The sequence below is a fragment of the Paraburkholderia sp. TE9906 genome (assembly GCF_056279605.1).
This window is the reverse complement of record NZ_JBWCCT010000009.1, coordinates 205,653-230,501: the sequence shown is the minus strand read 5'-3', so window position 1 is coordinate 230,501 and position 24,849 is coordinate 205,653. Positions and strand designations below refer to the sequence as shown.

At 61.5% G+C, this 24,849-nt stretch carries 23 protein-coding genes and 1 pseudogene; 18 read left to right on the top strand and 6 right to left on the bottom strand.

Translation table 11 applies throughout. The features are described from left to right. The first annotated feature begins 91 nt into the window (after positions 1-91). The 3 genes from ACZ9H4_RS25015 to ACZ9H4_RS25005 are packed head-to-tail and all read left to right on the top strand — an operon-like array spanning position 92 to position 2,735. The gene (locus ACZ9H4_RS25015) at positions 92-889 is read left to right on the top strand and encodes an ABC transporter ATP-binding protein (protein WP_408325420.1); all 798 of its coding nucleotides are present in this window, start codon (positions 92-94) and stop codon (positions 887-889) included. Continuing rightward, positions 886-1,695 (top strand): ABC transporter permease, encoded by an 810-nt coding sequence (locus tag ACZ9H4_RS25010; protein WP_408149423.1) that lies wholly within the window; start codon positions 886-888, stop codon positions 1,693-1,695. The genes ACZ9H4_RS25015 and ACZ9H4_RS25010 overlap by 4 nt, the downstream gene beginning before the upstream one ends. A gap of 53 nt (positions 1,696-1,748) precedes the next feature. Further along, positions 1,749-2,735, top strand: coding sequence for an ABC transporter substrate-binding protein (locus ACZ9H4_RS25005; RefSeq protein ID WP_408325423.1), 987 nt, complete (start codon positions 1,749-1,751; stop codon positions 2,733-2,735). A 245-nt stretch (positions 2,736-2,980) separates the two neighbouring features. On the opposite strand, the gene ACZ9H4_RS25000 is transcribed toward ACZ9H4_RS25005, so the two are convergent. Further along, the gene (locus tag ACZ9H4_RS25000; RefSeq protein WP_476121509.1) at positions 2,981-3,445 is read right to left on the bottom strand and encodes a recombinase family protein; all 465 of its coding nucleotides are present in this window, start codon (positions 3,443-3,445) and stop codon (positions 2,981-2,983) included. A gap of 33 nt (positions 3,446-3,478) precedes the next feature. On the opposite strand from ACZ9H4_RS25000, the pseudogene ACZ9H4_RS24995 reads away from it, so the two are divergent. Continuing rightward, positions 3,479-4,510, top strand: a pseudogene (locus ACZ9H4_RS24995) (PDDEXK nuclease domain-containing protein). A gap of 149 nt (positions 4,511-4,659) precedes the next feature. On the opposite strand, the gene ACZ9H4_RS24990 reads toward ACZ9H4_RS24995, so the two are convergent. Continuing rightward, complete coding sequence (locus ACZ9H4_RS24990; protein ID WP_408149419.1) at positions 4,660-5,262, bottom strand: ANTAR domain-containing response regulator; 603 nt, start codon at positions 5,260-5,262, stop codon at positions 4,660-4,662. Continuing rightward, positions 5,259-6,446, bottom strand: a complete 1,188-nt coding sequence (locus ACZ9H4_RS24985; RefSeq protein ID WP_408149417.1) for a transporter substrate-binding domain-containing protein — start codon at positions 6,444-6,446, stop codon at positions 5,259-5,261. Before ACZ9H4_RS24985 ends, ACZ9H4_RS24990 begins: the two co-directional genes overlap by 4 nt. Positions 6,447-6,848: 402 nt before the next feature. On the opposite strand from ACZ9H4_RS24985, the gene ACZ9H4_RS24980 reads away from it, so the two are divergent. From ACZ9H4_RS24980 to ACZ9H4_RS24915, 14 genes are all read left to right on the top strand, one after another. Next, positions 6,849-8,096, top strand: coding sequence for an urea ABC transporter substrate-binding protein (locus ACZ9H4_RS24980; RefSeq protein WP_408149415.1), 1,248 nt, complete (start codon positions 6,849-6,851; stop codon positions 8,094-8,096). An 85-nt stretch (positions 8,097-8,181) separates the two neighbouring features. Beyond that, positions 8,182-9,792, top strand: a complete 1,611-nt coding sequence (gene urtB / locus ACZ9H4_RS24975; protein WP_408149413.1) for an urea ABC transporter permease subunit UrtB — start codon at positions 8,182-8,184, stop codon at positions 9,790-9,792. Further along, a complete protein-coding gene (urtC, locus tag ACZ9H4_RS24970; RefSeq protein WP_408149411.1) occupies positions 9,789-10,925 on the top strand; it encodes an urea ABC transporter permease subunit UrtC in 1,137 nt (378 codons plus the stop codon). Before urtB ends, urtC begins: the two co-directional genes overlap by 4 nt. Further along, the gene (urtD, locus tag ACZ9H4_RS24965; RefSeq protein ID WP_408149409.1) at positions 10,922-11,677 is read left to right on the top strand and encodes an urea ABC transporter ATP-binding protein UrtD; all 756 of its coding nucleotides are present in this window, start codon (positions 10,922-10,924) and stop codon (positions 11,675-11,677) included. Before urtC ends, urtD begins: the two co-directional genes overlap by 4 nt. Before the next feature lie 2 nt (positions 11,678-11,679). Beyond that, positions 11,680-12,384 carry an urea ABC transporter ATP-binding subunit UrtE gene (gene urtE / locus ACZ9H4_RS24960; RefSeq protein ID WP_408149407.1) on the top strand — a complete coding sequence of 235 codons (705 nt, stop codon included), beginning with the start codon at positions 11,680-11,682 and terminating at the stop codon, positions 12,382-12,384. 60 nt (positions 12,385-12,444) lie between these two features. Then, positions 12,445-13,440: an acetamidase/formamidase family protein gene (locus ACZ9H4_RS24955; RefSeq protein WP_408149468.1), complete on the top strand. Its 996-nt coding sequence runs from the start codon at positions 12,445-12,447 to the stop codon at positions 13,438-13,440. 12 nt (positions 13,441-13,452) lie between these two features. Then, a complete protein-coding gene (locus tag ACZ9H4_RS24950) occupies positions 13,453-14,223 on the top strand; it encodes an SDR family NAD(P)-dependent oxidoreductase (RefSeq protein WP_408149406.1) in 771 nt (256 codons plus the stop codon). A gap of 134 nt (positions 14,224-14,357) precedes the next feature. Continuing rightward, positions 14,358-15,470: a substrate-binding protein gene (locus tag ACZ9H4_RS24945; protein ID WP_408149466.1), complete on the top strand. Its 1,113-nt coding sequence runs from the start codon at positions 14,358-14,360 to the stop codon at positions 15,468-15,470. A gap of 25 nt (positions 15,471-15,495) precedes the next feature. Beyond that, complete coding sequence (locus ACZ9H4_RS24940) at positions 15,496-16,329, top strand: branched-chain amino acid ABC transporter permease (RefSeq protein WP_408149464.1); 834 nt, start codon at positions 15,496-15,498, stop codon at positions 16,327-16,329. Beyond that, positions 16,322-18,151 carry a branched-chain amino acid ABC transporter ATP-binding protein/permease gene (locus tag ACZ9H4_RS24935; RefSeq protein WP_408149404.1) on the top strand — a complete coding sequence of 610 codons (1,830 nt, stop codon included), beginning with the start codon at positions 16,322-16,324 and terminating at the stop codon, positions 18,149-18,151. The genes ACZ9H4_RS24940 and ACZ9H4_RS24935 overlap by 8 nt, the downstream gene beginning before the upstream one ends. Next, entirely contained in the window at positions 18,148-18,858 is a 711-nt protein-coding gene (locus ACZ9H4_RS24930; RefSeq protein ID WP_476121462.1) for a branched-chain amino acid ABC transporter ATP-binding protein, read from the top strand. Before ACZ9H4_RS24935 ends, ACZ9H4_RS24930 begins: the two co-directional genes overlap by 4 nt. A gap of 20 nt (positions 18,859-18,878) precedes the next feature. Further along, positions 18,879-19,817, top strand: a complete 939-nt coding sequence (locus ACZ9H4_RS24925) for a DUF1028 domain-containing protein (RefSeq protein WP_476121461.1) — start codon at positions 18,879-18,881, stop codon at positions 19,815-19,817. Continuing rightward, positions 19,814-21,211 carry an amidase gene (locus ACZ9H4_RS24920; RefSeq protein WP_408149399.1) on the top strand — a complete coding sequence of 466 codons (1,398 nt, stop codon included), beginning with the start codon at positions 19,814-19,816 and terminating at the stop codon, positions 21,209-21,211. The genes ACZ9H4_RS24925 and ACZ9H4_RS24920 overlap by 4 nt, the downstream gene beginning before the upstream one ends. Then, on the top strand, positions 21,208-22,044 hold the full coding sequence (locus ACZ9H4_RS24915) for a nitrilase family protein (protein WP_408149397.1): 837 nt from the start codon (positions 21,208-21,210) through the stop codon (positions 22,042-22,044). Before ACZ9H4_RS24920 ends, ACZ9H4_RS24915 begins: the two co-directional genes overlap by 4 nt. Positions 22,045-22,240: 196 nt before the next feature. On the opposite strand, the gene ACZ9H4_RS24910 is transcribed toward ACZ9H4_RS24915, so the two are convergent. Genes ACZ9H4_RS24910 through ACZ9H4_RS24900 form a run of 3 tightly spaced genes read right to left on the bottom strand, consistent with a single transcriptional unit; the run spans position 22,241 to position 24,848 of the window. Beyond that, positions 22,241-23,026 carry an ABC transporter ATP-binding protein gene (locus tag ACZ9H4_RS24910; RefSeq protein WP_408325435.1) on the bottom strand — a complete coding sequence of 262 codons (786 nt, stop codon included), beginning with the start codon at positions 23,024-23,026 and terminating at the stop codon, positions 22,241-22,243. Beyond that, positions 23,026-23,829 (bottom strand): ABC transporter permease, encoded by an 804-nt coding sequence (locus ACZ9H4_RS24905; RefSeq protein ID WP_408149393.1) that lies wholly within the window; start codon positions 23,827-23,829, stop codon positions 23,026-23,028. The genes ACZ9H4_RS24910 and ACZ9H4_RS24905 overlap by 1 nt, the downstream gene beginning before the upstream one ends. Further along, on the bottom strand, positions 23,826-24,848 hold the full coding sequence (locus tag ACZ9H4_RS24900) for an ABC transporter substrate-binding protein (RefSeq protein WP_408325438.1): 1,023 nt from the start codon (positions 24,846-24,848) through the stop codon (positions 23,826-23,828). The genes ACZ9H4_RS24905 and ACZ9H4_RS24900 overlap by 4 nt, the downstream gene beginning before the upstream one ends. Between the last annotated feature and the right edge of the window lies 1 nt (position 24,849).

Genomic DNA, 24,849 nt, shown 5'->3' with positions numbered 1-24,849 from the left:
TTACTTTCGTTTTCTATGAGGCAAACCCTGATGAAATAAACTGTAGGTGGTTTGTAAATTCGGTGAACAAAATTTACTGAGGAGACGAAAGTTGGACGCGATAAAGTTAGCAGTACGGAGTGTAAAAAAGTCTTTTCGTGTCAGAGGGAAAAGTCGCGAAGAAGATATAGTTATCGATGTTCTTGGCGGCGTTGATTTCGGTGTCGAGCAGGGCGAGATAGTCTCTTTGATTGGGGAGAGCGGCTGCGGAAAAACCACGCTTCTGCGTATTATCCAGGGCCTGGTGAGGCAGGATGGCGGCGACGTCCTGATCGACGGTAAGCCCGTCACGCGACCGGGCCGTGATCGCGGTCTCGTATTCCAGCAAGCTAACTTGTTGCCGTGGCGTACGTCACGAAAAAATATTGAGTTCGGGATGGAGTTGAAGGGCGTTCCGAAGGAAGAGCGTCGGATTCAGGTCCAGGCGCTGCTCGAACTCGTTGGTCTCGGACACGCATCGGAGCAATATCCGAATCAGTTATCGGGCGGTATGCAGCAGCGTGTCGGTATTGCTCGTGCGCTTGCGATCGAGCCATCCATTCTATTGATGGATGAGCCATTCTCCGCGCTCGATGCACAAACCCGGGAAGTGCTTCAGTGTGAACTCCTGCGCATTCACGAGGAAACGCACACGACCGTGCTGTTTGTTACACACGATCTCGATGAAGCCATTTATCTATCGGACCGCGTGGTCACCCTTGCAGCTAAGCCGGGCCGCGTGCGAAAAGTGATCGAGATTCCATTTCAACATCCACGTCCACTTCTGCCGGAGTTACGCGGCGATCCCGTATTTCAGGCAATTCGCGCTGAAATTTGGTCTTCGATTCGAGGTCGAGAGGTTAAGCAATGATTCATCAAGAACAGGCAGAGCCGCAGATAGAACTGATGGAGGCTCCGAAGCGCAATTTCGATAAGTCGCAAATCATTCGCATCGTTTCCATTATCGCTGTCTTGATCGCGTGGGAATTTTTTGGGAGGCAGGTCAATCCGCTTTTCATGTCATATCCCACGGCGATCCTGGAGGCGGCGAGGACGCTAATTGCCAATGGCGAGTTGCTCGGTGCGATTCGAAGTAGCTTGACGACACTGTTGGTCGGTTTTGTTGGGGCATCGGTCATTGGTGCTGCGCTGGGCCTGCTGATCGGCCGCTACCGTTATTTCGACGCCGCGACTGACTGGTTCGTCAATGCGCTGTATGCCACGCCGTTGGTCGCGCTTATCCCGCTCGTCGTGCTCTGGTTTGGCCTCGGCGACGCGGCGAAACTCTTCATTGTGACGCTGATGGCCATGTTCCCAGTGCTGATGAACACCGCGGTGGGCGTGCGTAACGTGCCGCGGGCGCTGATTGATGTCAGTACTGCGTTTGCCGCCAACGAACGGCAAGTGTTCCTCAAAATCATCTTGCCGGCGTCGGCACCTTACATGATGACGGGGCTTCGGCTAGGAATCGGCCGTGCAATTATCGCCATGGTGGTTGCAGAGTTTTTTACGTCTTTGACTGGATTGGGCGCACTGATCGTTAAGTATGGCAACCAGTACGACACGGCATCCATGTTTGTGCCGATCCTCGTGTTGATGCTTTTGGGTGTCGGTCTTACCTCGATCGTTCGACGAATGGAAGAGGCACTTGCCCCTTGGCGCAAGGATGGCGAGTAACGACGTCGACTATTCAACGGTTAAGCCATCGGGCAATTCGTGGGGAGACAACATTGCAAAAGCATAATCGAGCGTTTTTGAAGATGGGTGCGGGAGTCATTGCATCCATCGTCATCGGCATTTCATCGATGTCTGCCTCGGCGGGCGAAGGGATGGCGACGGTACGCTACGCCATTCCGTCTTACGGTGCTGCTTTTTGGCCCAACTATGTGGCCGACAAGAAGGACTTTTACAGCCAACAGAGTCTGGATGTGAAGACGATGCAGATCGATCCGAACATCACGGTTACATCGCTGATCGGCGGTTCGATCGATATCGCATTTGCCGATTCCACACAGCTGGTCTATGCGATTCAGAAGAAGTCGGATCTGGTTGCGGTGGGTCTCAGTACGGATAGACATCCTTATAGTCTGATCGGCGGTCAACACATCACATCGATCTCTCAATTGAAAGGAAAAAAGATCGGAGCCGTATCCGAGATCGACGTCTTTACCTATGTGACCAAAAAGATGTTGCGCAATGGCGGCCTCGATCCGGACAAGGATGTGCAGTGGGTGATCGGGGGCAATCAGAATCGCCGCATGGCTGCCATGACCGCAGGTCTGATTGATGCGGGCTTGTTCACGCCGCCGTCGGACTCGCGCTTGGCCGGTCAAGGTTTTCACCGGCTCGCTTTTGCGCCCGATCTGTTTCCTCACCTGATGCTGAGCACGCAGACGGTTCGGCGCGATTGGGCAGAAAAGAATGGCGATGTCCTGCGCCGTATGCTGCGTGCACAGGTCAATGCGCTGCACTGGCTGTACGATCCTGCGAACGCAACCGAAGCACAGCGCATTCTGATGAACGCGACGGGCGCGAAGCAGTCGGATGCCCAGGAAGCGTACGACGCATTCGTCAAGCCGCACGCGTGGCTGGATGGATGCGTGCACCGCGAAGGATTGGTAACGGTGGTAAAGATGCTCCGGGAGATGAAGCAACTGCCCACGCTCACGGAAGCGGATGTGCCGAAATTTTCGGATCCGGCGTGGTGTCCGAAATAGCGGAGGAATTGCGTAAGAGAAAAAGATTTAAGGCGTCTGAGTACCGAAGGGCCGGGTTCTATATTGCACAGGACTCGGCCCTTTGCGTACGCCGAAAATGCCTGGATGCTAAACCTCCGCGGAGGCTGTATCAACTTGACGAGTTCAAGACGTAGACCTGGATGGGGTCGTCTCAGAATTCGGAAAAAATCGTACGCTAGCAGTTGCCGGCATGGCTGGTCGCTCGTCCGTTCAATGCTTTCTCGTCATCGTTCTAGCGCCCGGTAAAGCGTGGCCCGATGGACCCCAAGCAGGCGGGCAACCTCAGCTACAGGCTTTCCGTCTTGCTCGATAAGCTGGCGCGCGTGGACGATACGTCCAGCATCAAGTGTTGGAGTTGGGCCAAAGCGCACGCCGCGCGCTTTGGCGGCAACCCGTCGGGCGCTGGTACGTTCCACGATCAGGGAGCGCTCGAAATCCGCTATACCGGCGAACACGGTGAGGACCATGCGACCGGCCGGGGTGGTCGTGTCTGCCCACGGTTCAGCCAGCGATCGCAGACCCGCCCCGGCGTCCTTGATACGTTCCGCGATGTCCAGCAGGTCGCGCGTAGACCGGGCCAACCGATCAAGGCGGGTGACCGTCACCACGTCGCTGGCGCGGAGATGCTCAAGCAGACGGCCAAGCTCGGGCCTGTCGCGTTTCGCGCCACTGACCTTTTCTTCGAAGATCCGTGTGCAGCCGGCCTCGCGTAATGTGCTTCGCTGCTAGGCGAGTTTGAGCAGGGTGGTGAGGGCCGTGCCGCATACGGCGAGGCACTGATCACGCGTCTGGGCGCCGACCTGTCGCAGCGGGTCGGCCGTGGTTTCGGCTGGCGCAATCTTGCGCAAATGCGGGCCTTTTACCTTGCCTGGCCGACTGAACAGATTTTGTAGACGCTGTCTGCAAAATCGCCGTCTTCCCGGATTGTCCCGGCGCCGTCTGCAATTTCCGCCGGACTTCCGCATTCCGGGCCCCCTGCGCGAAACGGTCCCGAACCGGGTGCCGTCGCGCAGGCTTTTCCTTTGTCCTGGTCGGCCTATGTGCGCCTGCTTTCAGTGAAGACGGCGGCCTTTCGTGCCTTCTATGAAGCCGAAGCGCTGCGCGAAGGCTGGTCGGTGCGCCAGCTGGACCGCCAGATCAGCAGTCAGCTTTACGAACGCCTGGCGCTGTCGCGGAACAAGGCGGCCCTGCTCAGGAAAGCCGCGGATGTCCAGCCGGGTGATCGCCTCACGCCAGAAGAGGCGATTCGCGACCCGTTCGTACTCGAGTTTCTCGACATCAAGGACGAGTACTCGGAGTCGGATCTTGAGGAGGCGTTGATCCAGCATCTGGCGGATTTCCTGCTGGAGCTCGGCGACGACTTCGCTTTTATTGGCCTGCAGCGCCACCTGAGAATCGACGACACGTGGTTCAGGGTCGATCTGGTGTTTTTCCATCGACGTTTGAGATGCCTGGTCATCATCGATCTCAAGGTCGGTCGCTTCAGTTATGCGGATGCCGGGCAGATGCATCTCTATCTGAACTACGCACGCGAGCACTGGATGAAGCCTGGGGAGAATCCACCGGTCGGTCTGATCCTTTGCGCCGAAAAAGGAGCGGCTGAAGCACACTACGCGCTGGACAACCTGCCGAACAAGATTCTCGCTGCGGAATACCAGACGGTGCTCCCAGACGAGGCGACAATCGTACATGAACTGGAGCGCACGACGGCGGAACTGCAGAGGCGTACCGGGGCTTCGTCAAGTTTGAAATGACGGGATGAGAGCGAATACGAAGTTATTCATGCCTTTGGCTAGAGGCCCGTCTTCTATCCGCTCGAAGAACGGGTGGCCTCGTTACCGTTGCGGATCAACCGCGTTGCGATACATGGATGGCGAGGTTGCGCGACGCCACCGCGCCCAAGTTAGAAACTCAGGGTTTCGTGTGCCTTGACGATGTCGCCGGCCACCGTCTCGATCTGTTCGCGTTTGAGCATGGCCTTTGAGCGTAGCAGCTGATACGCATCCTCTTCAGACATGCCGCGCGAGTCCATTACGATCCGCGTGGCCTGCTGGATCACCCGACCTTTCGCCTGCTTCTGCTCGAGCCGCTCGATGTATCGCTCACGTGCGCGGGATGCCTTGAATTGCGTGAGCGCGACAGCGATGGCGGTCAATAAGCCAAACGAGCGGACCGGCGACGGGATCGTAGCGAACGCATTCAATCGCAGCACCGCTTCGATGGTGATCGGATTTTCGTAGGTCACGACGGGAATCACCGGCGGCGACATGCTGCTTCCGAGCCACGGATAGTCGACCGACAGCGCCTCGGGACGCATTGCCATGACGACGAGGCCGGTGTCGGAAGGCAAGCTGTCGAGGCGCGGCCAGCATACCTGCACGTCACAGCCGATGCGCTGAAGCTGCGCGAGCAACTCTTCGCCATCCTGATCCTGCGGATGAATCACAACGACTTTTAGCGAACGCAGGTCGCGCAGGATCGCCGGCGTCTGCGCGGTCCGCTTCATCGAACCGCTCCCGCGCGTGCGAGTTCAGGATGCACTTGCGCGGTCCACGCCGGCGTGCTGTGAGAGACGACGTAGGGGTCCGCCTTCACGCGTTCAGGCGCGCGTCCGATTATGTCGAAGCGGCCATGCGCGTCGACCCGGCCGATCAACGGATGCAGGTATGTATGGTTATTGTGCTCGTCGATACGCACGCGGCCTTGCGGCGCGTCGAACTCGAGTCCGGGCAACACTCGCAGCAACAGCGTCGGGTCGTCGGAGCCGACGCGGCGGATCGCATCCGCGAGCAGATGCATCTGGAAATAGGAGGCTTCCCAGCACATGTTGGTCGGCTGATCATCGCCGAAGCGGGCTTGATAGCGGGCGACGGCGTCGTGGTTCGCTGCTGTATCGACACTCTGGAAGTACGCGGCCGAGGTGATGTGTCCTTGTGCGAGGTCGCTTCCCATGACCGCGATTTCGGCTTCACTGGTCATGTGGCTGGCGATAGGCGTGCGGTACGGATCGAGCCCGACCTGCGCGAACGCGCGGTACAGATGCGGAATGCCTTCACCGACTACGGTGGAGAAAATGAAGTCAGGTGCCAGTTGCTTGATCCGCTTTGCGACGCGCAGATAACTCTCCCACGGTGCATCGAGCGACAGATAGGTTTCGTCCACCTTTTCTCCGCCGCGTTCGAGGATCAGATCGCTCATCACCCGATTCGATTCGTATGGGCACACATAGTCTGAACCGATCATGCTCACGCGTGAGCCGAACTGCGTGAGCATGAACCCGGCGAGCGGCAGTGTGTTCTGATTCGGTGCCGCACCCGTATAGATGACATTACGGCTGTATTCGAAGCCTTCATACGGCGTCGCATAGAACAGCAGCGCATTGTGCCGTTCGACAATCGGAATGACCGCCTTGCGCGTGCTGGACATATAACAGCCGACGATGACCCGAACCCGGTGTTCGAGGATCAGTTGTTCGGCGAGGTCGGCATAACGCCGCGGCTGACATTGCGGATCCAGACAGACGAGCTCGATCTCGCGGCCCGACACCCCGCCTGCGCGATTGATTTCCTCCACCGCAAGCATGGTGGCTTGCAGTTGAGTGAGTTCCGCGGCTGCGGTCACGCCTGAGCGTGAGTAGAGCACGCCAATTCTGATTGGGTCCGAGGTGTGGTCGGCATCAATACGGGTCATTCGTCAGAACCGATGGTCACTACGTTTGGGAAGTGCGCTGTTTGTGCACGCGGCACGCGGCTGGTGCGTATGCGCACTGTCTTTGTGCGGTGCTGAGCCAGTCAGCCGCGTAGACTGCGTTATTTATGATGCCCTCCGCTTTGACAGAAACGCAACTGATCAATTTGCATGCGCTCGCAAAAGGGTTTTGTGGCGCGCATCACGACTGACTGCAAAATCTGGCATGGCCATTGCATAGAGAGATGCGCTGACTCGCCGAGTATCACGGGGGTCTATAGCATCCATTTTGCTGTTCGAGACAAAGGCGTCTTGAGCGGCACCGGCCAAAAAAGCCCGAAACCAGCTTGTCTGGTTTCGGGCTTTTTGCGTTTGCGATTTCTAATCCATGTCGGAGTGAAGCAAATGAAAAGACGTACCTTCCTGTCGGCAGTCGGCTCCGGATTGGTGAGCGCCGCGGGCACTGCGCTACCCAAGGCTGCGTTTGCCGCGGGAGCCAGCGATCCGATCAAGCTCGGCTTGCTGTTTTCGCAATCGGGCACGATGGCCAACGGCGAGTCGCTGCTAAAAGATACGGCACTGATGACGATCGATCAGATCAACGCCAAAGGCGGCGTGCTCGGGCGCAAGCTTCAGGGGGTCGTCGTCGATCCGGCGTCGGATTGGCCGATGTATGCGCAGCTCTCGAAGCAACTGCTCCTGCGCGACAAATGCGCCGCGCTGTTCGGCTGCTGGACGTCGGTGTCGCGCAAGTCGGTGTTGCCGGTGGTCGAGTCGCAGGACAGTCTGCTGTTCTATCCGCTTCATTTCGAAGGCGAAGAGCAATCGAAGAACGTCGTCTATCTGAACTCGCCGCCGAGCAGCTCAGTGCTCCCGGCGATCGATTACCTGATGAGCGAGCAGGGCGGCGGCGCCAGGCGCTTCTATATGATCGGCAGCGACTACGTCTGGCCACGCACGATCAACAAGATGCTCAAGGGCTATCTGAAGACCAAGAACATTTCTGAGTCGGCATGGCGCGAACACTACGTTCCATTCGGGCAGTCGAACTTCCAGACCATCGTGCGCGACATCAAGGACTTCGCCGCGCAACCGGGCGGCCAGGCCATCGTCGTGATGACGGTTGTCGGAGATTCGATTCCGGCGATGTTCAAGGAAGCGATCAATCAGGGCGTGCGCGCAACCGATATTCCGATCCTTGGCCTCGATGTGGTCGACAGCGATCTGGAAGGTCTCGATACGAAGCCGCTGGTCGGCCACCTCAGCTGCTGGTGCTACTTCCAGAACGTCGTTACGCCGCAGAACACCCAATTCAAGAGCGACTGGAAGAACTACGTCAGCGCCCATAACCTGAAGCATCGCCCCGACATGGTGATCGACCCCATGGTGTCGACTTATCTCGGCATCAATCTGTGGGCGCAGGCTGTGGCGAAAGCGCAGTCCACCAGCACGGACGCTGTGCGCAAGGCGCTCGCGGGTCAATCGATGGTCGATCCGGCGGGTTACACGGTGAAGATGGACGCTTCCACGCAGTACTTGTGGCGCGGCGACATGATCGGCTCGATCAACGCGACCCAGGGCTTCGACATTATGTGGAAGTCCAAGGACATCGAGAAGCCGGTGCCATTCAGCCCGTTCATCGGCAAGGCTTGACAGCCCCTGTCGAATAGTCAGGCAGTGGTGGGATCGGCATACGCAGGCATGCCGATCCCCGTAGCAGGATCGAATGGAAACACCCATGATCAATTTCAGGCAGATCTTTTTCGCGATCGCTTGTCTGGCGCTTGTCTGGGCCACTACGGCAAGCGCAGCGCCGGCCCGCGCCGCGATGCTCACGTCGTTCTGCGCGGCCAACGGCGATAAGGCCGCTGCACTGGAGCAACTCGTCGAAGCTGGCGTGTCGGACGATGCGCGTGAGCGTGCGTGGGCGCGTCAGGTCGTCGATGCGATTCGTAACGGCGCGCTGGTGTGCGGCGCAGACGGCCAGACGACGCTGCAGGGAAACCCCGCGCTCGACGCCGCGACCCTTCAGCCGCGCGCTAACGCGCTGGCGGATTCGCCCTATGTGCCGAGCATCGTGATGATGCGCAGGCTCGCGGTGGCGTCGGCGGAAATGGACCTCTTCTCGCCGCAGCAGGACACTCGCGCGACGGCTGCGCGGCAAGTCGACAAGTTCTTTGCGTTGCTCGATCCCGCTGTTGTCGCCCGTGCGGTCAAGGCGCAGCACGACCCGGATATCGCGACCGTTCTCACGCTGGCTCTGGCTAAACGCGGGCTGAACAGCAATGTGAAGGCCGACCGTCTGGCGGCGATCAAGGCCGTCGCCGAGGTGCCGAGCGAAACCGCGCGCACCGCGCTGGCGAACTTTGCGGCGCAGGATTCCGTGCGCTCGGATCCGGATGTGCTGGCCGCAGTGCAGGACGCGATTCGCCATATGGACACGTGGCTGTCGCTCGGCAAGGGCTTGTCGATTCTGTTTAGCGGCTTGAGCTACGCCGGCGTGTTGTTGCTGACGGCGCTCGGCCTGTCGATCGTGTTCGGCCTGATGGGCGTGATCAATCTCGCGCATGGCGAATTCATCATGATCGGCGCGTACGCGACGTACCTCGTCGAACGTTTCATGCAGGCCTATCTGCCGGGCTGGTTCGACGCCTACATTTTCGTTGCGATTCCCGCGGCGTTCATGATCTGCGCAGCGTGCGGCATGTTGCTCGAATTCTTCGTCATCCGGTTTCTGTATCGCCGGCCGCTGGAGACCCTGCTCGCCACCTGGGCGGTCAGCATCGCGTTGATCAAGCTGGTTCAGGTGCTATTTGGCTCGCAGAACGTCGAGTTCATCACGCCCGGCTTTCTCAACGGCGGCATGCAGGTCGCGCCCGGCTTTTTCGTGACCTATAACCGCGTGTTTGCAATCGTGCTCGCCGTGTTGATTTTCCTCGCAACCTTTGCCGTGGTCCGCTTCACGAAGCTCGGATTGCTGATGCGCGCCACCACGCAGCTGCGCGACATGGCGCGCTGCCTCGGCGTGCCCGCCGAGCGCGTCGATCGCATCGCGTTCGGCCTGGGCGCTGGCCTCGCGGGACTGGCCGGCGTGGTGTTGACGCAGATCGCCAGCGTCAATCCGTCGATGGGCGCGGGCTTCGTCGTCGACTCATTCATGGTGGTGGTATTAGGCGGTGCGGGCAGTCTCGCCGGGACAGTCGTCTCGTCGCTCGCGCTCGGCGAAATCAACCAGTTTATCGAGCCGTTCTACGGAGCGGTTGCCGCCAAGGTCGCCGTGCTTCTGCTCATCGTGCTGATTATCCAGAAGCGCCCGCAAGGACTCTTTGCATTGAAGACCCGCGTATGAACACGTTTCCCGATCCGCGTACCAGCAGGAGATTCACCCTGTCGGCATTCGCAACGAAATGGATGGGCCAGACCGTGGAGGTCGGCATCGTTCCGATGCTGGTCCTGGTGGCGCTCTATCTGCCTTTTGCCTATTTTGTGATTCCGGAGTCGAATGCGCTGCATCTGTCGTTGTTCGGCATCAACCTGATCGGACAGATCATGTGTTTCGCGCTGCTCGCGCTGGCGCTCGATCTGGTCTGGGGCTATGCGGGCATCCTGAGCCTCGGGCACGGTATCTTCTTCGGCATAGGCGGCTATATGATGGCCATCTATCTGTTGAACGGCGCCTATGCTGAGACGCACGTATTGCCGGACTTCATGCAATACATGGGCGCGCACGAGTTTCCCGCCGCATGGACGATGCTCTCGCGGCTCGACGTGACAATCCTCGTCACGATCGTCGTCACCGTGCTGGTTGCAGGCGCGTTCGGCTTCGTCACGTTCCGCTCGCGCATCAACGGCGTGTATCTGTCGATCATCACGCAGGCGCTCACGTATGCGCTGATGCTGCTGTTGTTCATCAACGACGTCGGCCTCGGCGGCAACAACGGCATGACCGGATTCACGAGTCTCGCGGGCCGCAAGCTTGCCGATACGTCCACGCAGATCGGCCTCGCGGTATGTTCGTGCCTGCTGCTGGTGGCGGCCTATTGCGGCTTGCGGTTTCTCGCGCGCTCCAGTTTCGGCCGGGCGCTAATCGCGGTGCGCGACGACGAAGCGCGGATGCGCTTCCTGGGCTACCGCACGCATACGCTGAAGCTTTTCGCATGGTGTCTCTCGGCGGTCCTCGCCGCGTTTGCCGGAATGCTGTACGTGCCGCAGGTCGGCATCGTCAACCCGACTATCGTTTCGCCGCAACTGTCCGTCGAGATTGCCGTGTGGGTGGCCATCGGCGGGCGCGGCACCCTGATCGGCGCAATCGTCGGCGCGATCGTGGTCAACGGACTCAAGTTCTGGCTGACCGCGCAACTGCCGGCGGTGTGGCCGTTCATTCTTGCCGCCGTCACGCTCGTGATCGTCGTCTATTTCAGCAACGGCGTGTGGGGCACGCTCAAGGCCGCCGCCAGCGAAAGCAAGGGAGGTGGCCAATGACCACCCCGCAACGGGCTACGGCCATCTATATCAGCGGCCTGTCTGTCACGTTTTCCGGCTTCGCGGCGATCACCAATCTGTCGATGGAGTTCCGTTACGGCGAGATCCGCGCCATCATCGGTCCGAATGGTGCGGGCAAGACGACCTTGATGGACGTCATCACGGGCAAGACCCGCCCGGCCCGCGGCGAGGTCTTTCTGAACAAGGTCACGAACCTCGCGACGCTCGACGAAACGTCCATCGCGCGCCTGGGCATCGGCCGCAAGTTCCAGAAGCCGAGCGTGTTCGAGGCGTTGCGGGTTCGCGAAAACCTCGAACTCGCGATTCGCAACGGTCGCGGATATGCGGCGATGGTTCGCTCGCGCCTCGGTGCACAACAGAACCGGCGCATCGACGAAGTGCTCGAGACGATCGGTCTCGCCTACGAAGGGCAGCGGATGGCCGGCACGCTCTCGCACGGTCAGAAGCAGTGGCTCGAAATCGGCATGCTGCTCGTCGCCGATCCGCAAGTGATCCTGCTCGACGAACCGGTTGCCGGCATGACCGACCACGAAACCGCGCGTACCGCCGAATTGATCGCGCGGCTCAAGTCGCCCGAGCGGGCGGTCGTGGTGATCGAGCACGACATGGATTTTGTCGGCGAGATCGCGGACCTCGTCAGCGTGTTGCATGAGGGGCAGCTGCTCGGTGAGGGATCGATGGAGAGCGTGCGCAACGATCCACGCGTGATTCAGGTTTATCTCGGACGGTGAACATGCTGAAGATTTCCGCACTCAATCAGTTTTACGGCAGCAGCCACACGTTGCGCGACGTGTCGCTGAACGTGGCCGAAGGCGCCTGCACCGTCGTGCTCGGCCGTAACGGTGTGGGCAAGACGACCTTGCTGAAGTGCCTCGTCGGGTTGCTGCCGGTCAAAGGTGGCGAAATCGAACTGGCGGGCCAGCCGCTGACGCGCACGCCGTCGCATCGACGCGCGCTCGCGGGCCTTGGCTACGTACCGCAAGGACGCGAGATCTTTCCGCGACTCAGTGTCGAGGAAAACCTGCGCATCGGCGCCTACACGGGTGAGCGCAATCAGACCGCCAACGGCAAGCAATTTTCCTTCGACGACGTCTTTCATACCTTTCCTGTGCTGAAGACGATGCGCCGGCGCATTGCGGGCAATCTGTCGGGCGGACAGCAACAGCAGCTTGCGATCGGCCGTGCGCTTCTGACCAATCCAAAGCTGCTGATTCTCGACGAACCGACAGAGGGCATCCAGCCGTCGATCGTGATGGAGATCGAAGCGGTGATCCGTTCGCTGAAAGGATCGCTGTCGATCCTGCTGGTAGAGCAGTTTTTCGATTTCGCGCAGGCGGTAGCCGACGACTATGTCGTGCTGGTGCGCGGGCAAGTCGTGTCGGCGGGTTCTGGGGATCAGATGGAAACCAACAACGTCAGAGCGCTAATTTCAGTGTGATGCGGCGCCGGCGTTGCACACATTCACTTCGACAACCCACCTATGAGCGGAAACACCATGATGACATGGCTCGAACAATCGATCATGCACACGCGCGGCGTCGCACGCGGCCAGGTCCGCGAGACGCATGAACTCAGCGAAGCCCGTCAGGGCACATTCCACTACACCGTCGGACCGTACTCGGCGCCGGTGATGAATATCGCGCCGGGCGACCGGGTCGTGGTTCAGACACGCGATGCATTCGACGGCAAGATCCTCACGGAACAGGATCTGCCGAGTCAGAAATTGCGGGTACCGTTCCTGAATCCGCAAAGCGGCCCGATCATGATCGAAGGCGCCGAGAAGGGGGACGTGGTTGCGGTGTACATCGAATCGATGTTGCCGCGCGGCGACAATCCGCGCGGCACCTGCTGCCTGATTCCGCGCTTCGGCGCGCTGACCGGCACGGACTACACCGCAACGCTCAATGAGCCGCTGCCCGAGATCACCCGCAAGATCGACGTGGACGAAGAAGGCGTCTACTGGAGCAAGCGCGTCACGCTGCCGTACAAGCCGCATATCGGCACGCTGAGCCTGTCGCCGGAAATCGACTCGATCAATTCGCTCACCCCGGACAACCATGGCGGAAATATGGACGTGCCCGACATGGGCCCGGGCAGCATCACCTATTTGCCGGTACGGTCTGCCGGTGCGCGGCTCTTTATCGGCGACGCTCACGCCTGCCAGGGCGACGGCGAAGTGTGTGGCACCGCTGTCGAATTCTCCAGCACAACCACGATCCACGTCGATCTGATCAAGGGCTGGCACATCGAATGGCCTCGCCTCGAAACCGATGAGCTGCTGATGGCGATTGGCAGCGCGCGCCCGCTTGAAGACGCGACGCGCATCGCGTACCACGAACTGGTGCTGTGGATGGAAAAGGAATACGGCTTCGACCGCTGGGATGCCTACATGATGCTCAGTCAGTGCGGCAAGGTGCGGCTGGGCAATTTCGTCGATCCGAAATATTCGGTCGGCGCGGCGATCAGCAAGAAATATCTCGCACCGGCTTCCTGAGGAGACACCACCATGGATCTGAAACTCAAAGGTTTGAAGGCACTCGTCACCGGCGGCACCAAGGGTATCGGCCGCGCGATCGCGCAAACGCTGGCAGCCGAAGGCGCGGACATCGCGCTCTGCGCGCGTGACGGCGCCGCCGTCGAACAGACGGTGGCCGGCATCGTGCAGATTACGCGCGGTGCGGTCAAGGTATGCGGCGCCTCGGTCGACGTTTCGAACGGTCCGGCGTTGCAGGTCTGGACGCGCGACGCCGCCGCGCAACTGGGCGGCATCGACATCGTGGTCGCCAATGTGAGCGCGCTTTCGATCGGCAACGACCTCGAATCATGGCGCAAGGAATTCGAAACCGACCTGATGGGCACGGTCAACCTGGTCGACGCCGCGCTGCCGTTTCTGGAAGCGAGCAAGGCCGCCTCGATTATCGCGATATCGAGCGTGTCCGGCCGTGAAATCGACTTTGCCGCCGGCCCTTACGGGACCTTCAAGGCGGCGCTGATCCACTACATGCAAGGCCTCGCGTACCACCTCGCGCCGAAGGGCATTCGCGCGAACGCCGTGTCGCCGGGCAACGTCTATTTCGAAGGCGGCGTGTGGGATCACATCGAACACAACGATCCGAAGCTGTTCGCGGAAGCACTCGCGTTGAATCCCAGCGGACGCATGGCGCGACCGCAGGAGATCGCGAACGCGGTCGCGTTCGTCGCGAGTCCGGCGGCGAGCTTCGTGAGCGGGGCGAATCTTGTAGTGGATGGCGCGCTTACGCGCGGGGTGCAGCTCTAAGTGCGGCGAAGCTGCGTCACTTGAGTTGATTCGAAAGAAACCAAGGAGTCTTGACGATAATGAAAAGAATTGCTTCCCTTCTGACCGCTGGCCGCTCAGGCGGCGCGGCGGCCGCCCTGCTGGTATCGCTTTCGATGGCGAGCCACGCGGCGATGGGCGCCGATCCGATCAGGATCGGCGTGCCCGTGGGTCTGAGCGGCGCGAATAGCGTGGTTGCTCCGTCGGTGGTTCAGGCGGCGCAACTGGCTGTCGACGAGATCAATGCGAAAGGCGGCATTCTGGGACGCCAGGTCAGCCTGGAAGTGGCCGATGACGGCAGCGGCGCGGCCGGCGCACAAAAGGCGTTCGATTCGCTGATCTTCGAAAAGAAGGTCAACGCGCTCATCTCGATGGAAACGAGTGCCGCGCGCAACGCAGGCCTGCCGATCGTGACGCGCGGCAAGGTGCCGTTCATCTATACGTCGTTTTATGAAGGCCGCTCCTGCAACCGATACATGTACGTCGATGCATGGGTGCCCGACCAGCAGGTCGCGCCGATCGTCGATTACTTCATGAAGCAGCAGAAGGCGAAGACGTTCTTTCTGATCGGCAGCGACTACGCGTTCGGTCGCGGCATGCTCGACTTCACGAAGACCTACATCGAGAAGCACGGCGGCAAGGTAGTCGGCAACGAGTATCTGCCGATGGACGGTTCCGACTGGACATCGATCATCAGCAAGCTGCAGGCGGCCAGGCCCGACGCGATCATCACCTCGACCGCGGGCGGTGCGCCGAACGTCACTCTCACCAAGCAACTGCGTGCGGCGGGTGTGAAGGTTCCGTACGGTAATCTCGCCGTCGACGAGGGCACCGCCAAAAGCATGGGCGCGGACGCGCAGGGCATCTACATCTCCGGTTCGTATGTGACCAACATCGATACGCCGGCGAACCAGACGTTCCTTGCCGCGATGAAAAAACGCTTCGGCGCGGATCTGAAGACGCCGAACGATCTGTCGGTGCCGGAGTACGAGGCGATCTACCTGTACAAGGCCGCGGTGGACAAAGCCGGTTCGGTCGACACGGCGAAGGTGATTCCGGCGCTCGCCCAGGTTTCGTTCGACGGCCCGCGTGGCCGGATCCAGATGAACAAGCAGCGTCATACGCCGCTCACGATGTATCTGGGTCAGGTGCAGTCGGACGGTTCGGTGAAGGTGATCGAATCTTTCCGCAACGTCGATCCGGGGGCGCAGTGTCCGGCCTTGAATTAAGCCGTGCTAGGGAGTCCCGGCCATGTTGAATCTCGGGCTTGATGTCGTCACCACGGCGGCCATCCTGTTCATCGTTTCGGCGGGGTTGTTGATGGTCTTCGGCGTGATGAAGATCATCAACTTCTCGCATGGCGCGTTTCTGACGACGGGCGGCTATGCGAGCGTGCTCGTCGAGCACGCCGGTCTGAACTGGTGGTGGGGCGTGCCCTGCGCGCTCCTGATCGGCTTCGTGGCGGGGATGGCCGTCGAGCGGTTCATCGTTCGTCCGCTGTACGCGCGCCCGCTCGACGCGATTCTGGCGACCTGGGGGCTGGGCATCATCGTCGGCCAGCTTATCACGCTGGCGTTCGGCCGCGGCGTGCAGATGGTGGCCAGTCCGGTGGACGGCGCGATCTCGCTCGCCGGTACTCAGTACTCGGCCTACCGGCTGATTCTGGTCGGCGTGGCCGTGCTGGTTGCGCTCGCGCTCGGCTGGCTGCTCAACGGCACCCGGCTCGGCTTGCAGACCCGCGCGGTGATCATGAACGAAGCCCTCGCACGCGGGCTCGGCATCAGCAGTTCGCGGGTGCGCTTCATGACCTTCTGCACCGGCGCGGCGCTGGCGTCGGCCGCCGGCTGTCTGATTACGCCGCTTGCGAGCGTCGATCCGAATATGGGCGTGCCGTGGATCGTCGGCGCGTTCATGCTGGTGCTGGTGTCCGGTTCTTCGCTGGTCAGTCTTGCGGTGGCGAGCGTGGTGCTCGGCGGCGCGCAGGTGCTGGTCAGCACCTTCGTCAATCCCGTGCTCGGCGGTCTGACCATCGCGGTATTGGCAGCTTTGTTGTTACGCGTTAGACCGGAGGGCTTCGCACGTGGCTGATCCCGCTTCCACCCTGTCGTTTCGCACCGCGGCGGCGTCGCCATGGAAGGGGCCGGCAGTGCTCGGCGTCGTTGCGCTCGTCGTTCTGGCCATATGCAGCGTCACGTTGCCGACCTTCCTCGTCAACAACCTGATTCGCGCGTTTCTGTATGCGGCAGTCGCGTTGACCGTCGATCTGTTGTGGGGGTATACCGGCATCCTCACATTTGGGCAGTCGGCGTTCTTCGGCATCGGCGCTTACGCGGCCGGTCTGATTTTCACGCATGCGGGCTTTTCGTTTCCGCTTGCGGCGGCGGCCCTCGCCGCGGGCGTCGCCGCAGCATGGATCGTGTCGCGCGCGATTGGCTGGCTGGCGTTTTACCACGGCGCATCGCCGCTCTATGCCTCGGTTGTCACGCTCGTATTGCCGATCGTGCTGGTTCAGTGCATCTATTCGGGCGGCGAGTTTACCGGATCGAGTAGCGGCCTGTCCGGCTTCGATAGCTTCGATATTCCGCTCGAAGCCTGGTTCTTCATCGCGGGCGCCTTGCTGGTTTTGCTGGCCGTGGTGGCGTGGATGTTCGTGCGCAGCGATGCGGGGCAACTCCTGGTCGCCATCCGCGAAAACGAAGCGCGGTGCGAGTATCTCGGCATCGATGTGTCGCGCTACAAGGCGCGGCTGATGGACACGTGCGCGGTCATCGCCGCGTTCGCGGGCTTTCTGTTTGCGTGCGTGCAGATGGTGGTGGCGCCGGAATACGCCGGCTTTGTGTTCGGCACCGAGCTGGTCATCTGGGTCGCGCTCGGCGGGCGTGGATCGCTGTTCGGGCCCATTGTCGGCGCCATGCTGATCGACGTCGGCAGTGCCTATCTCAGCGGCAATCTGCCTTATGTCTGGACGCTGCTGGTGGGTGTGGCGTTCGTGGTCGTGATCGTGGCGATGCCGCGCGGGCTCGCGCCGCTCGTAGCCGGCGCAGCGCGCCAGGCGTTGCCGCGCCGCCGCCGAGCGGCGCCAGCACCGGTGACGCTGGTTGCAGCGCCGCCGCGCGCTGAGGGCATGGGGGACGACAGCCGTGTGGCGCTATCGATCAAGCAGGTGCGCAGGCATTTCGGCAGCCTCAAGGTGCTTGACGACATCAGCTTCGACGCGCGTGCCGGAGAGCTGCTCAGTCTGATCGGACCGAACGGCGCGGGCAAGAGCACGCTGATGCGCTGCATTGCGGACGGCGCGGAACGCTCGGGCGGCACGGTCGAGATCGGCGGCAAGGAGATCCGCACGCTCGCCCCGTACGACTGTGTGGCGCTTGGCGTCGGCCGCAAATTTCAGACCGCGACGGTGTTCGAATCGCTAAGCGTCGGTGAGGCGTTGCGCGTGGCGCGCTATCGGGTGGCGCCGCCGTCGAAATGGCAGCGCGACCCGGTGCTCGCGCTGCCGCAGCCGGCCCTCGACGTGCTGCGGCTGACCGGGCTCGACCGGATTCTCGATCGCGAGTGCCGCTACCTGTCGCACGGCCAGAAGCAGGCGCTCGAACTGGCGATGGTGCTCGCGCTCGAGCCGCGCACGGTGCTGCTGGACGAACCCACCGCGGGCTTGACGAAACAGGAGCGCACGCAGATCGGCGAGATTTTCATCGAGCTGTCGTCGCGCTACCGGATGTGTCTGCTGCTGGTGGAGCATGACCTCGATTTCGTCCAGCAGATCAGTTCGCGCATCGTCGTGCTGCACCAGGGGCGCATTGTGATGGACGGCGGTGTCGAGGAAGTCGTGCACTCCGAAATCGTGCGTGCGGTGTATGCGGGCGGTGCGCATGCCGCCGCCAGTCAGCCGGAGGCGGACGCATGAATGCATCGACGATTGTTCAGGTCGACGCGCTGCACAGCGGGTACGGCGAGGCAATGGTGCTCAAGGGCCTGAACCTCACGCTCGGGCGCGGCGAAGTGGTGGCGATTCTCGGCAAGAACGGCATGGGCAAATCGACATTGCTGAAAACGCTGATGGGTTTCATTCGCCCGAAGAGCGGCGACATCGCGCTGTTCGGCGAGCGGACCACGGGCGTGCCGCCGAACCGGATCGCGCGGCGCGACGTCGCGTACATCCCGCAGGAAAAGGCCTTGTTTCAGGACTTGTCCGTCGAAGATAACCTGAAGCTTGCCCTCATGCGCGATCGTGATTTCAAGCCGCTTTTCGAGCGTATCGAGGATCTTTTTCCGTTTCTGAAGGATCGCCTCAAACAGAAAGCCGGCACGCTGTCGGGCGGCGAGCAGAAGATGTTGCTGGTCGCGCGGGCGTTGATTCGCCAGCCGGAGCTGATTCTGGTCGACGAAATCACCGAGGGCATGCAGCCATCGGTGATCGAACGGCTGGTCGGCATTCTCAGCCGGGAGCGGGACACCGCCGGCACGACGATGCTGCTGGTCGAGCAGCACGTGCATTTTGCGTTTGCCGTCGCGAATCGCTATGCGGTGCTCGAACTGGGTGAGATTCCGGCGGCCGGGGACACGGCGGACAAGTCGGCGCAAGCGACGGTTTCGCGTTTCCTGTCGTTGTAACGCCAAGGGGAGAATTTGCCATGACGTTTTCCATCGTCGCGCGCTGTGCGCGGACCGGCGCGTTGGGCGTGGCGGTCAGCACGGCGGTGCCGGCGGTCGGCGCGATGTGCATGTATCTGCGCACCGGCGTGGGCGCGGTGTCGACGCAATCCTGGGTCAATCCGTATCTCGCGCTCGATGCGCTCGATTTGCTCGATCAGGGCGTGAGCGCCGAGCATGCGCTCGCGCGGGTACTGGATGGCGATGCCGCCGCGGATCTGCGGCAGCTCGGCCTGGTCGACCGCAACGGTCAAAGCGCGTGCTGGACCGGTTCGCAATGTACGGGCTGGGCGGGGCAGCGCAGCGGCACGTCCTGTACGATTCAGGGCAACATGCTGGTCGGCGCCGGGACGCTCGATGCGATGCTCACCGCGTATGAGGCGAGCGATGAGCTCGCGCTGGAGGAGCGCCTGATGCGCGCGCTCGAAGCGGGACAAGCCGCTGGCGGAGACAAGCGCGGCCGTCAATCGGCGGCGCTCAAGGTGGTGCGCAACGAGGCGTATGCCCACCTCGATTTGCGGGTCGACGAGCATCACGAGCCGGTTGCCGAATTGCGGCGCGTGTTCGAAGTGGCGCAGCGGCAGTTCGTTCCGTTGGTCGAAGGGATGCCCACACGCGGCGATCCCGGTCGTACGCCGCCAGCCGCCGTGACCGAGTTGTTGTTGACCTCGCCGCAATCGAGGCCGGGCGCAACAGGGCCGTTGGATGCCGACATGCGGGTTGCCGACATGCGGGTGCTCGGCCGGTGGCTCGGCGTCGAGTTCGCTGAGCAGCGCGTGGCGCACAACCTCGCGACCTACGCGCCGATCCTCGCGGAGATTAGCAAGTTGCGAGAACTCGATCTGTCGGAAGTGCACCCGGTGGTCGTGTTCGATCCGGCGCGCGCTTATGCGGGACCTTCCACCACGGGCGAAGCATGAACGACGATCTCACCGCCATCGCCGCGCGTATTGCATCGGGCGACGTCACGCCGGCCGACATCATGGACGCGCTGCTCACGCGCATCGCCGCGCTCGATCCGCAAGTGCTGGCTTATGAATGTCTCAATCCGGCCGCGCGCGCCGAAGCCGGGCAATGCACGGAAGAACTGAAGCGCGGTGTGCGGCGCGGTCCGCTGCATGGCGTGCCGATAGCGGTCAAGGACAACTACCTGACGGCCGGCATGCCGACCACCGCAGGCAGCCGTGCGCCGGGCTATACGTTCGCGAACGAAGACGCAGCCGCCGTTGCGCGCCTGCGGGCGGCCGGCGCGGTAGTGATCGGCAAGACCCGCACGCACGAGTTCGCGTGGGGTACGCAGACGCCGCCCACTCGCAATCCGTGGGACCCGTCGCGCATTCCCGGCGGGTCGAGCGGCGGCTCGGGCGCGGCGCTGGCCGCGCGCATGGCCTACGGCGCGCTCGGCTCGGACACCGGCGGCTCGATTCGCATTCCGGCGAGTCTGTGCGGCGTCGTGGGTCTGAAACCGACGTTCGGTCGCGTCAGCCGCGCGGGAATCGTGCCGCATAGTTGGTCGCTCGATCATGCGGGGCCGTTGACGCTGTCGGTGCGCGACGCGGCACTGCTGCTCAACGTGCTCGCCGGACACGATACGCGCGACCCCGGCAGCGTCGACGTACCGGTGCCGGATTACACCGCGTCGCTGGACGGCGGCATCGCGGGCATGCGCATCGGCGTGTGCCGCAATCACTTCTTCGGCGCCAACGAGGAGGAAGTCGAGGCACAAGTCGAGCGCGCCATTGCGGTGCTCGCCGCGCTCGGTGCGCAGGTCATCGATTTCGAGGTGCCCAATCTGCAATACGGGTTGGGTGCGATCTTCGCAATCGAACTCGCGTCGTCGAGCGCCTATCACGATCGCGGCCTGCAGCGCGGCGCGACCGCCGCGATGGCCGACGACGTGCGTACGCTCGTCGAGATCGGCCGTATGGTGTCGGCGGCGGACTATCTGAAGGCCGAACAGTTGCGCGCGTGCCTGATCGACGATTTCAAGGCGGTATTCGAGCGCGTCGACGTGGTCGTGACGCCCGCGTCGCCGGTTACCGCATGGCAGCGCGGACAGGCAACCGTGGTGACTGGGGGTAGGGAAGAAAGCCCGCTTGCGGCTTCATGGCGTCTTACCTATCCATTCAACCTGACCGGTTTGCCGGCGCTATCCCTGCCATGCGGCTTCGATTCGCGCGGCTTGCCGATCGGCCTGCAGATCGCCGGCAGACCGTTCGACGAAGCTACGATCCTGCGCGTCGCCGCGGCCTATGAAAGCGTGCACCGCTGGGACGCGGTGCGCTCGCCGATTGCGAGGAGTGTGCAGCCATGACGCCAGGTAACGAGAGCAGGGTGACGGTGGCGTGCGTGCAGATGTGCCCCGAAGTAGGGGCCAAGGTGCGTAACGTGGCGCGCTCGATCGAATTGATCGAGCAGGCGCATGCGCGCGGCGCGAACCTGATCGTGCTGCCGGAGCTATGCAATTCAGGTTATGTATTCGAGTCGCGTGAAGAGGCGTTCGCGCTGTCCGAAGCCTTGGCGGACGGCGACACGATTGGGCAATGGAGCGCGCTTGCCGCGCGTCTGGACCTCACGCTGGTGGCCGGGTATGCCGAACGCGACGGCGATTCGCTCTATAACTCGGCGGCTGTGATCGGTCCGGGAGGCGTGCTGGGCGGCTATCGGAAAATGCATTTATGGGGTGACGAGCAACTCTTTTTCGAACCGGGTAACCTCGGCATGCCTGTCTTTCATACGCCGTTTGGCCGGCTGGCTTGCGCGATCTGTTATGACATCTGGTTCCCTGAAGTTTTCCGGATGGCGGCGGCCAGGGGCGCCGATATCCTGTGCGTGCCGACCAACTGGGTACCGATGCCTGCGCAGCCGGCCGAACTGCCCGCTATGGCGAATCTGCTGGCAATGGGCGGCGCGCATTCGAACGGACTGTTCGTGGCCGCGGCGGACCGGGTCGGCGTTGAACGCGAGCAGCCGTTTCTTGGACGCAGCCTGATTGTCGACTCGCAAGGTTGGCCGGTGGCGGGTCCTGCCAGTCCCTCGGACGAAGAGATTCTACTGGCGTCGGTGAATCTGGCCGACGCGCGCCGGCACCGGCAATTGAATGCGTTCAATCACGTATTGCGGGATCGCCGTCCTGATATCTACTGAGAGGGGCGGTCAATCGTGAGCGCTCGCCCCCTCGCTTCGCTTATACGCCCGTATAAGTGGGGTGCGCTAACACGGCCTTGGCGTAGCCTACCTTGAGTAGATTCGCCCTCCGGGTCGACCTGATTCTCTCCCAGTGCCACACGCTCGCAGTTCGGGCCCACGACGACGCGACGCTTCCGGATGCGCGCAGGCGCAGTCAGTATTCAACCCCTGTCGTTTCGCGGACTGTCTGAATGATCTTCGTCTTCATGCGAAAGAACATCTCACTGTCTCTCAGGGCCAGGGAACGAGTTTTTCCCAACTGGGAGGTCACGTCGATGTCCTCGATCACCCGTGCGGGTCTTCGTGAAAACACGATGATCCTGTCAGCAAGGAAGACGGCTTCTTCGACATCGTGAGTGACAAAGATGACGGTACGCGACTCCTCACTCTGAATGCGGCGCAACTCCACCTGCAGCTGCTCGCGCCGCTGCGCGTCAAGAGCGCCAAATGGCTCATCCATCAGAAGCACTTCGGAACCCGCAGCGAGCGTCCGGGCGATCGCGACGCGCTGGCGCATGCCTCCAGAGATCCGGTTCGGGTAAGTGGCGGCGAACTCATGAAGACCGACAAGGCGAAGATAGTGGTCGGTGCGACGGCGCTTTTCGTCCTTGCCAAGGTCGACTCTGTAGCGCATGCCAAAGGCCACGTTCTGGCTGACGGTTAGCCAGGGAAACGACGAGTACGATTGAAACACCATGCCGCGTCGCTGGTCGGGTTTGCCGACCGGCTCGCCCTCAAGCCGGATTTCGCCTGTACTCGGCGTGTCGAGGCCACCCGACATTCGCATCAGCGTCGTCTTGCCGCAACCGGAGGGTCCGAGAAATACGACGAACTGGCCGCGCGGGATTGTCAGGTCGAAGGGCGTTTCCACGACTGGCAATCCGCCAAAGCGCTTGGTAACCCCGTCGAAAACAAGGTACTCGGTGGTTCGAATGTTCATCAATCAGTGCTCTTGAGATAGCGGAACAGGCGCCGATGAAATGCACGAATGAGCTGATCACTGACAAGTCCGATCATGCCGATCACAAACACGCCCGCCATGACCCGGTCTGTCTGCATGTAACGGCGTGCGTTCCAGATGACGAAGCCCAGGCCGCTGTCCGAGGCCACGATTTCAGCAATGATCAGGTAGGTCCAGCACCAGCCGAGCGTAATGCGCAGGTTGTCCACCAGGTTGGGCAGCATCGATCGCCAGGCGATATCGACAAGAATCTGGAACGGGCGGGCGCCGAGCGTACGTGCGATCTCGATGTACTCGTTGGGAACGCGGTTGGCATCGTCGACCACCAGCAAGACGAGCTGAAAGAACGTTCCGAGCCATAGCAGGAAGATCTTCGTTTCCTCTCCGACACCGAACCAGATGATAGAGATCGGCACCAGCGCCGGCGTCGGCAAGTACCGGATGAAATCCACCATCGGTTCGAGCGCGGCGTTCACTGGACGATAGCTGCTCATCAACAGGCCAATGGGAATCGCCATCGCAGCCGATAGCGCGAACGCAGCGAGAATGCGTCCGATCGAGACCAGTGCATTGCCGACGATCTGCCCTTCGAGGGTCATGGACCAAAGGCTTTGCGCGATCTCCATAGGCGAGGGGAGGAAGGTCGGATCGACCCATCCGTCCCATGACGACACCTGCCACACCAGCAAGACCGCGAAACTGGCGCCGAGGCCAATCAGAATGTTGGCTCGGCGGCTGATGCTTCCGCGAAAAGCGAAGGCGTTCGGAAGCGGCTTGTTCACTTGAGGTCGGCAGCGGAGATGGACTGCAACACCGAACGGTCGAACGAGCCGGCTGCCGACAGCGTGTGGTCCGACGCACCGTTCGCCAGATTCAGCTTCATCAGCGTGTCGAAGGTCTTGTAAATGGGGCCTGGCGAGTCGGGGGCACCAAAATAATGCTTCGCGGTATCGATCGATGTGTAGGAAAGGCTTCCATCGATGCTTGCCTTGAAGTCCTTGTCGCTCTGATTGAAGTGAGGGGCGGCAAGATGGATAAACTCAGCCGGCTTGGCGTTGTAATAGGCAATCGCCTTGTACACGCCGATCATGAAGTTCTTGTAGGCGAGCGGGTCGGCCTGGAGTTTTGACTGGTTGACGATGATTGCGTCCACAATCGTACCCGGGTAGGTCGCCGATGAAACCAGAATATGCGCGCCACGTTTCGCGTCGAGCGTAATCGCCTTGTTCATGAACGGCTGGAACGTTCCGATCGCCGCAACGCTGCGGTCTGAGAACACAGAGAGCGCGTCAGATCCCGCAGTCTGCTTGATCGTCATGTCCTTATAACTGAGCCCGGCCTTGCTCAGTTCAAGTTGAAGGAGCAGGTAGGCGGGAATATCCGTTTCCATTGCCACAACCTTTCCTTTCAGGTCGCTGACCTTCTTGATGGAACCGTCCGCTACCACGCCGTCCCCGCCGTTGGACTCGTCAATGGTGCCGATCATGACACCGGGCGTCGAGGGGCTGCGCGGGCGGCGTTGATAGTCGTCGACCGTGCGCATGTCCACTTCGATATCGCCATGGGCAATCCCTGCCAGCGCGTCCGCCTGTTCGTCGTCGAACTTGACGGAGACCTTCAGCCCCAGCTGTTTGAAGTAGCCAAGGTCGCTCGCCACGAAGACCGGCGCGAACCCGGACCAGTTATTGCATATCACGCGGATTGTCTTGTCTTCCGCGTGGGCAGCCTGTGTGGCCGCTACGAAGCCCAACGCAAACAGGGCGGCACGAGCGGCGATCTTGCGTTTGAAATGATACGGCATG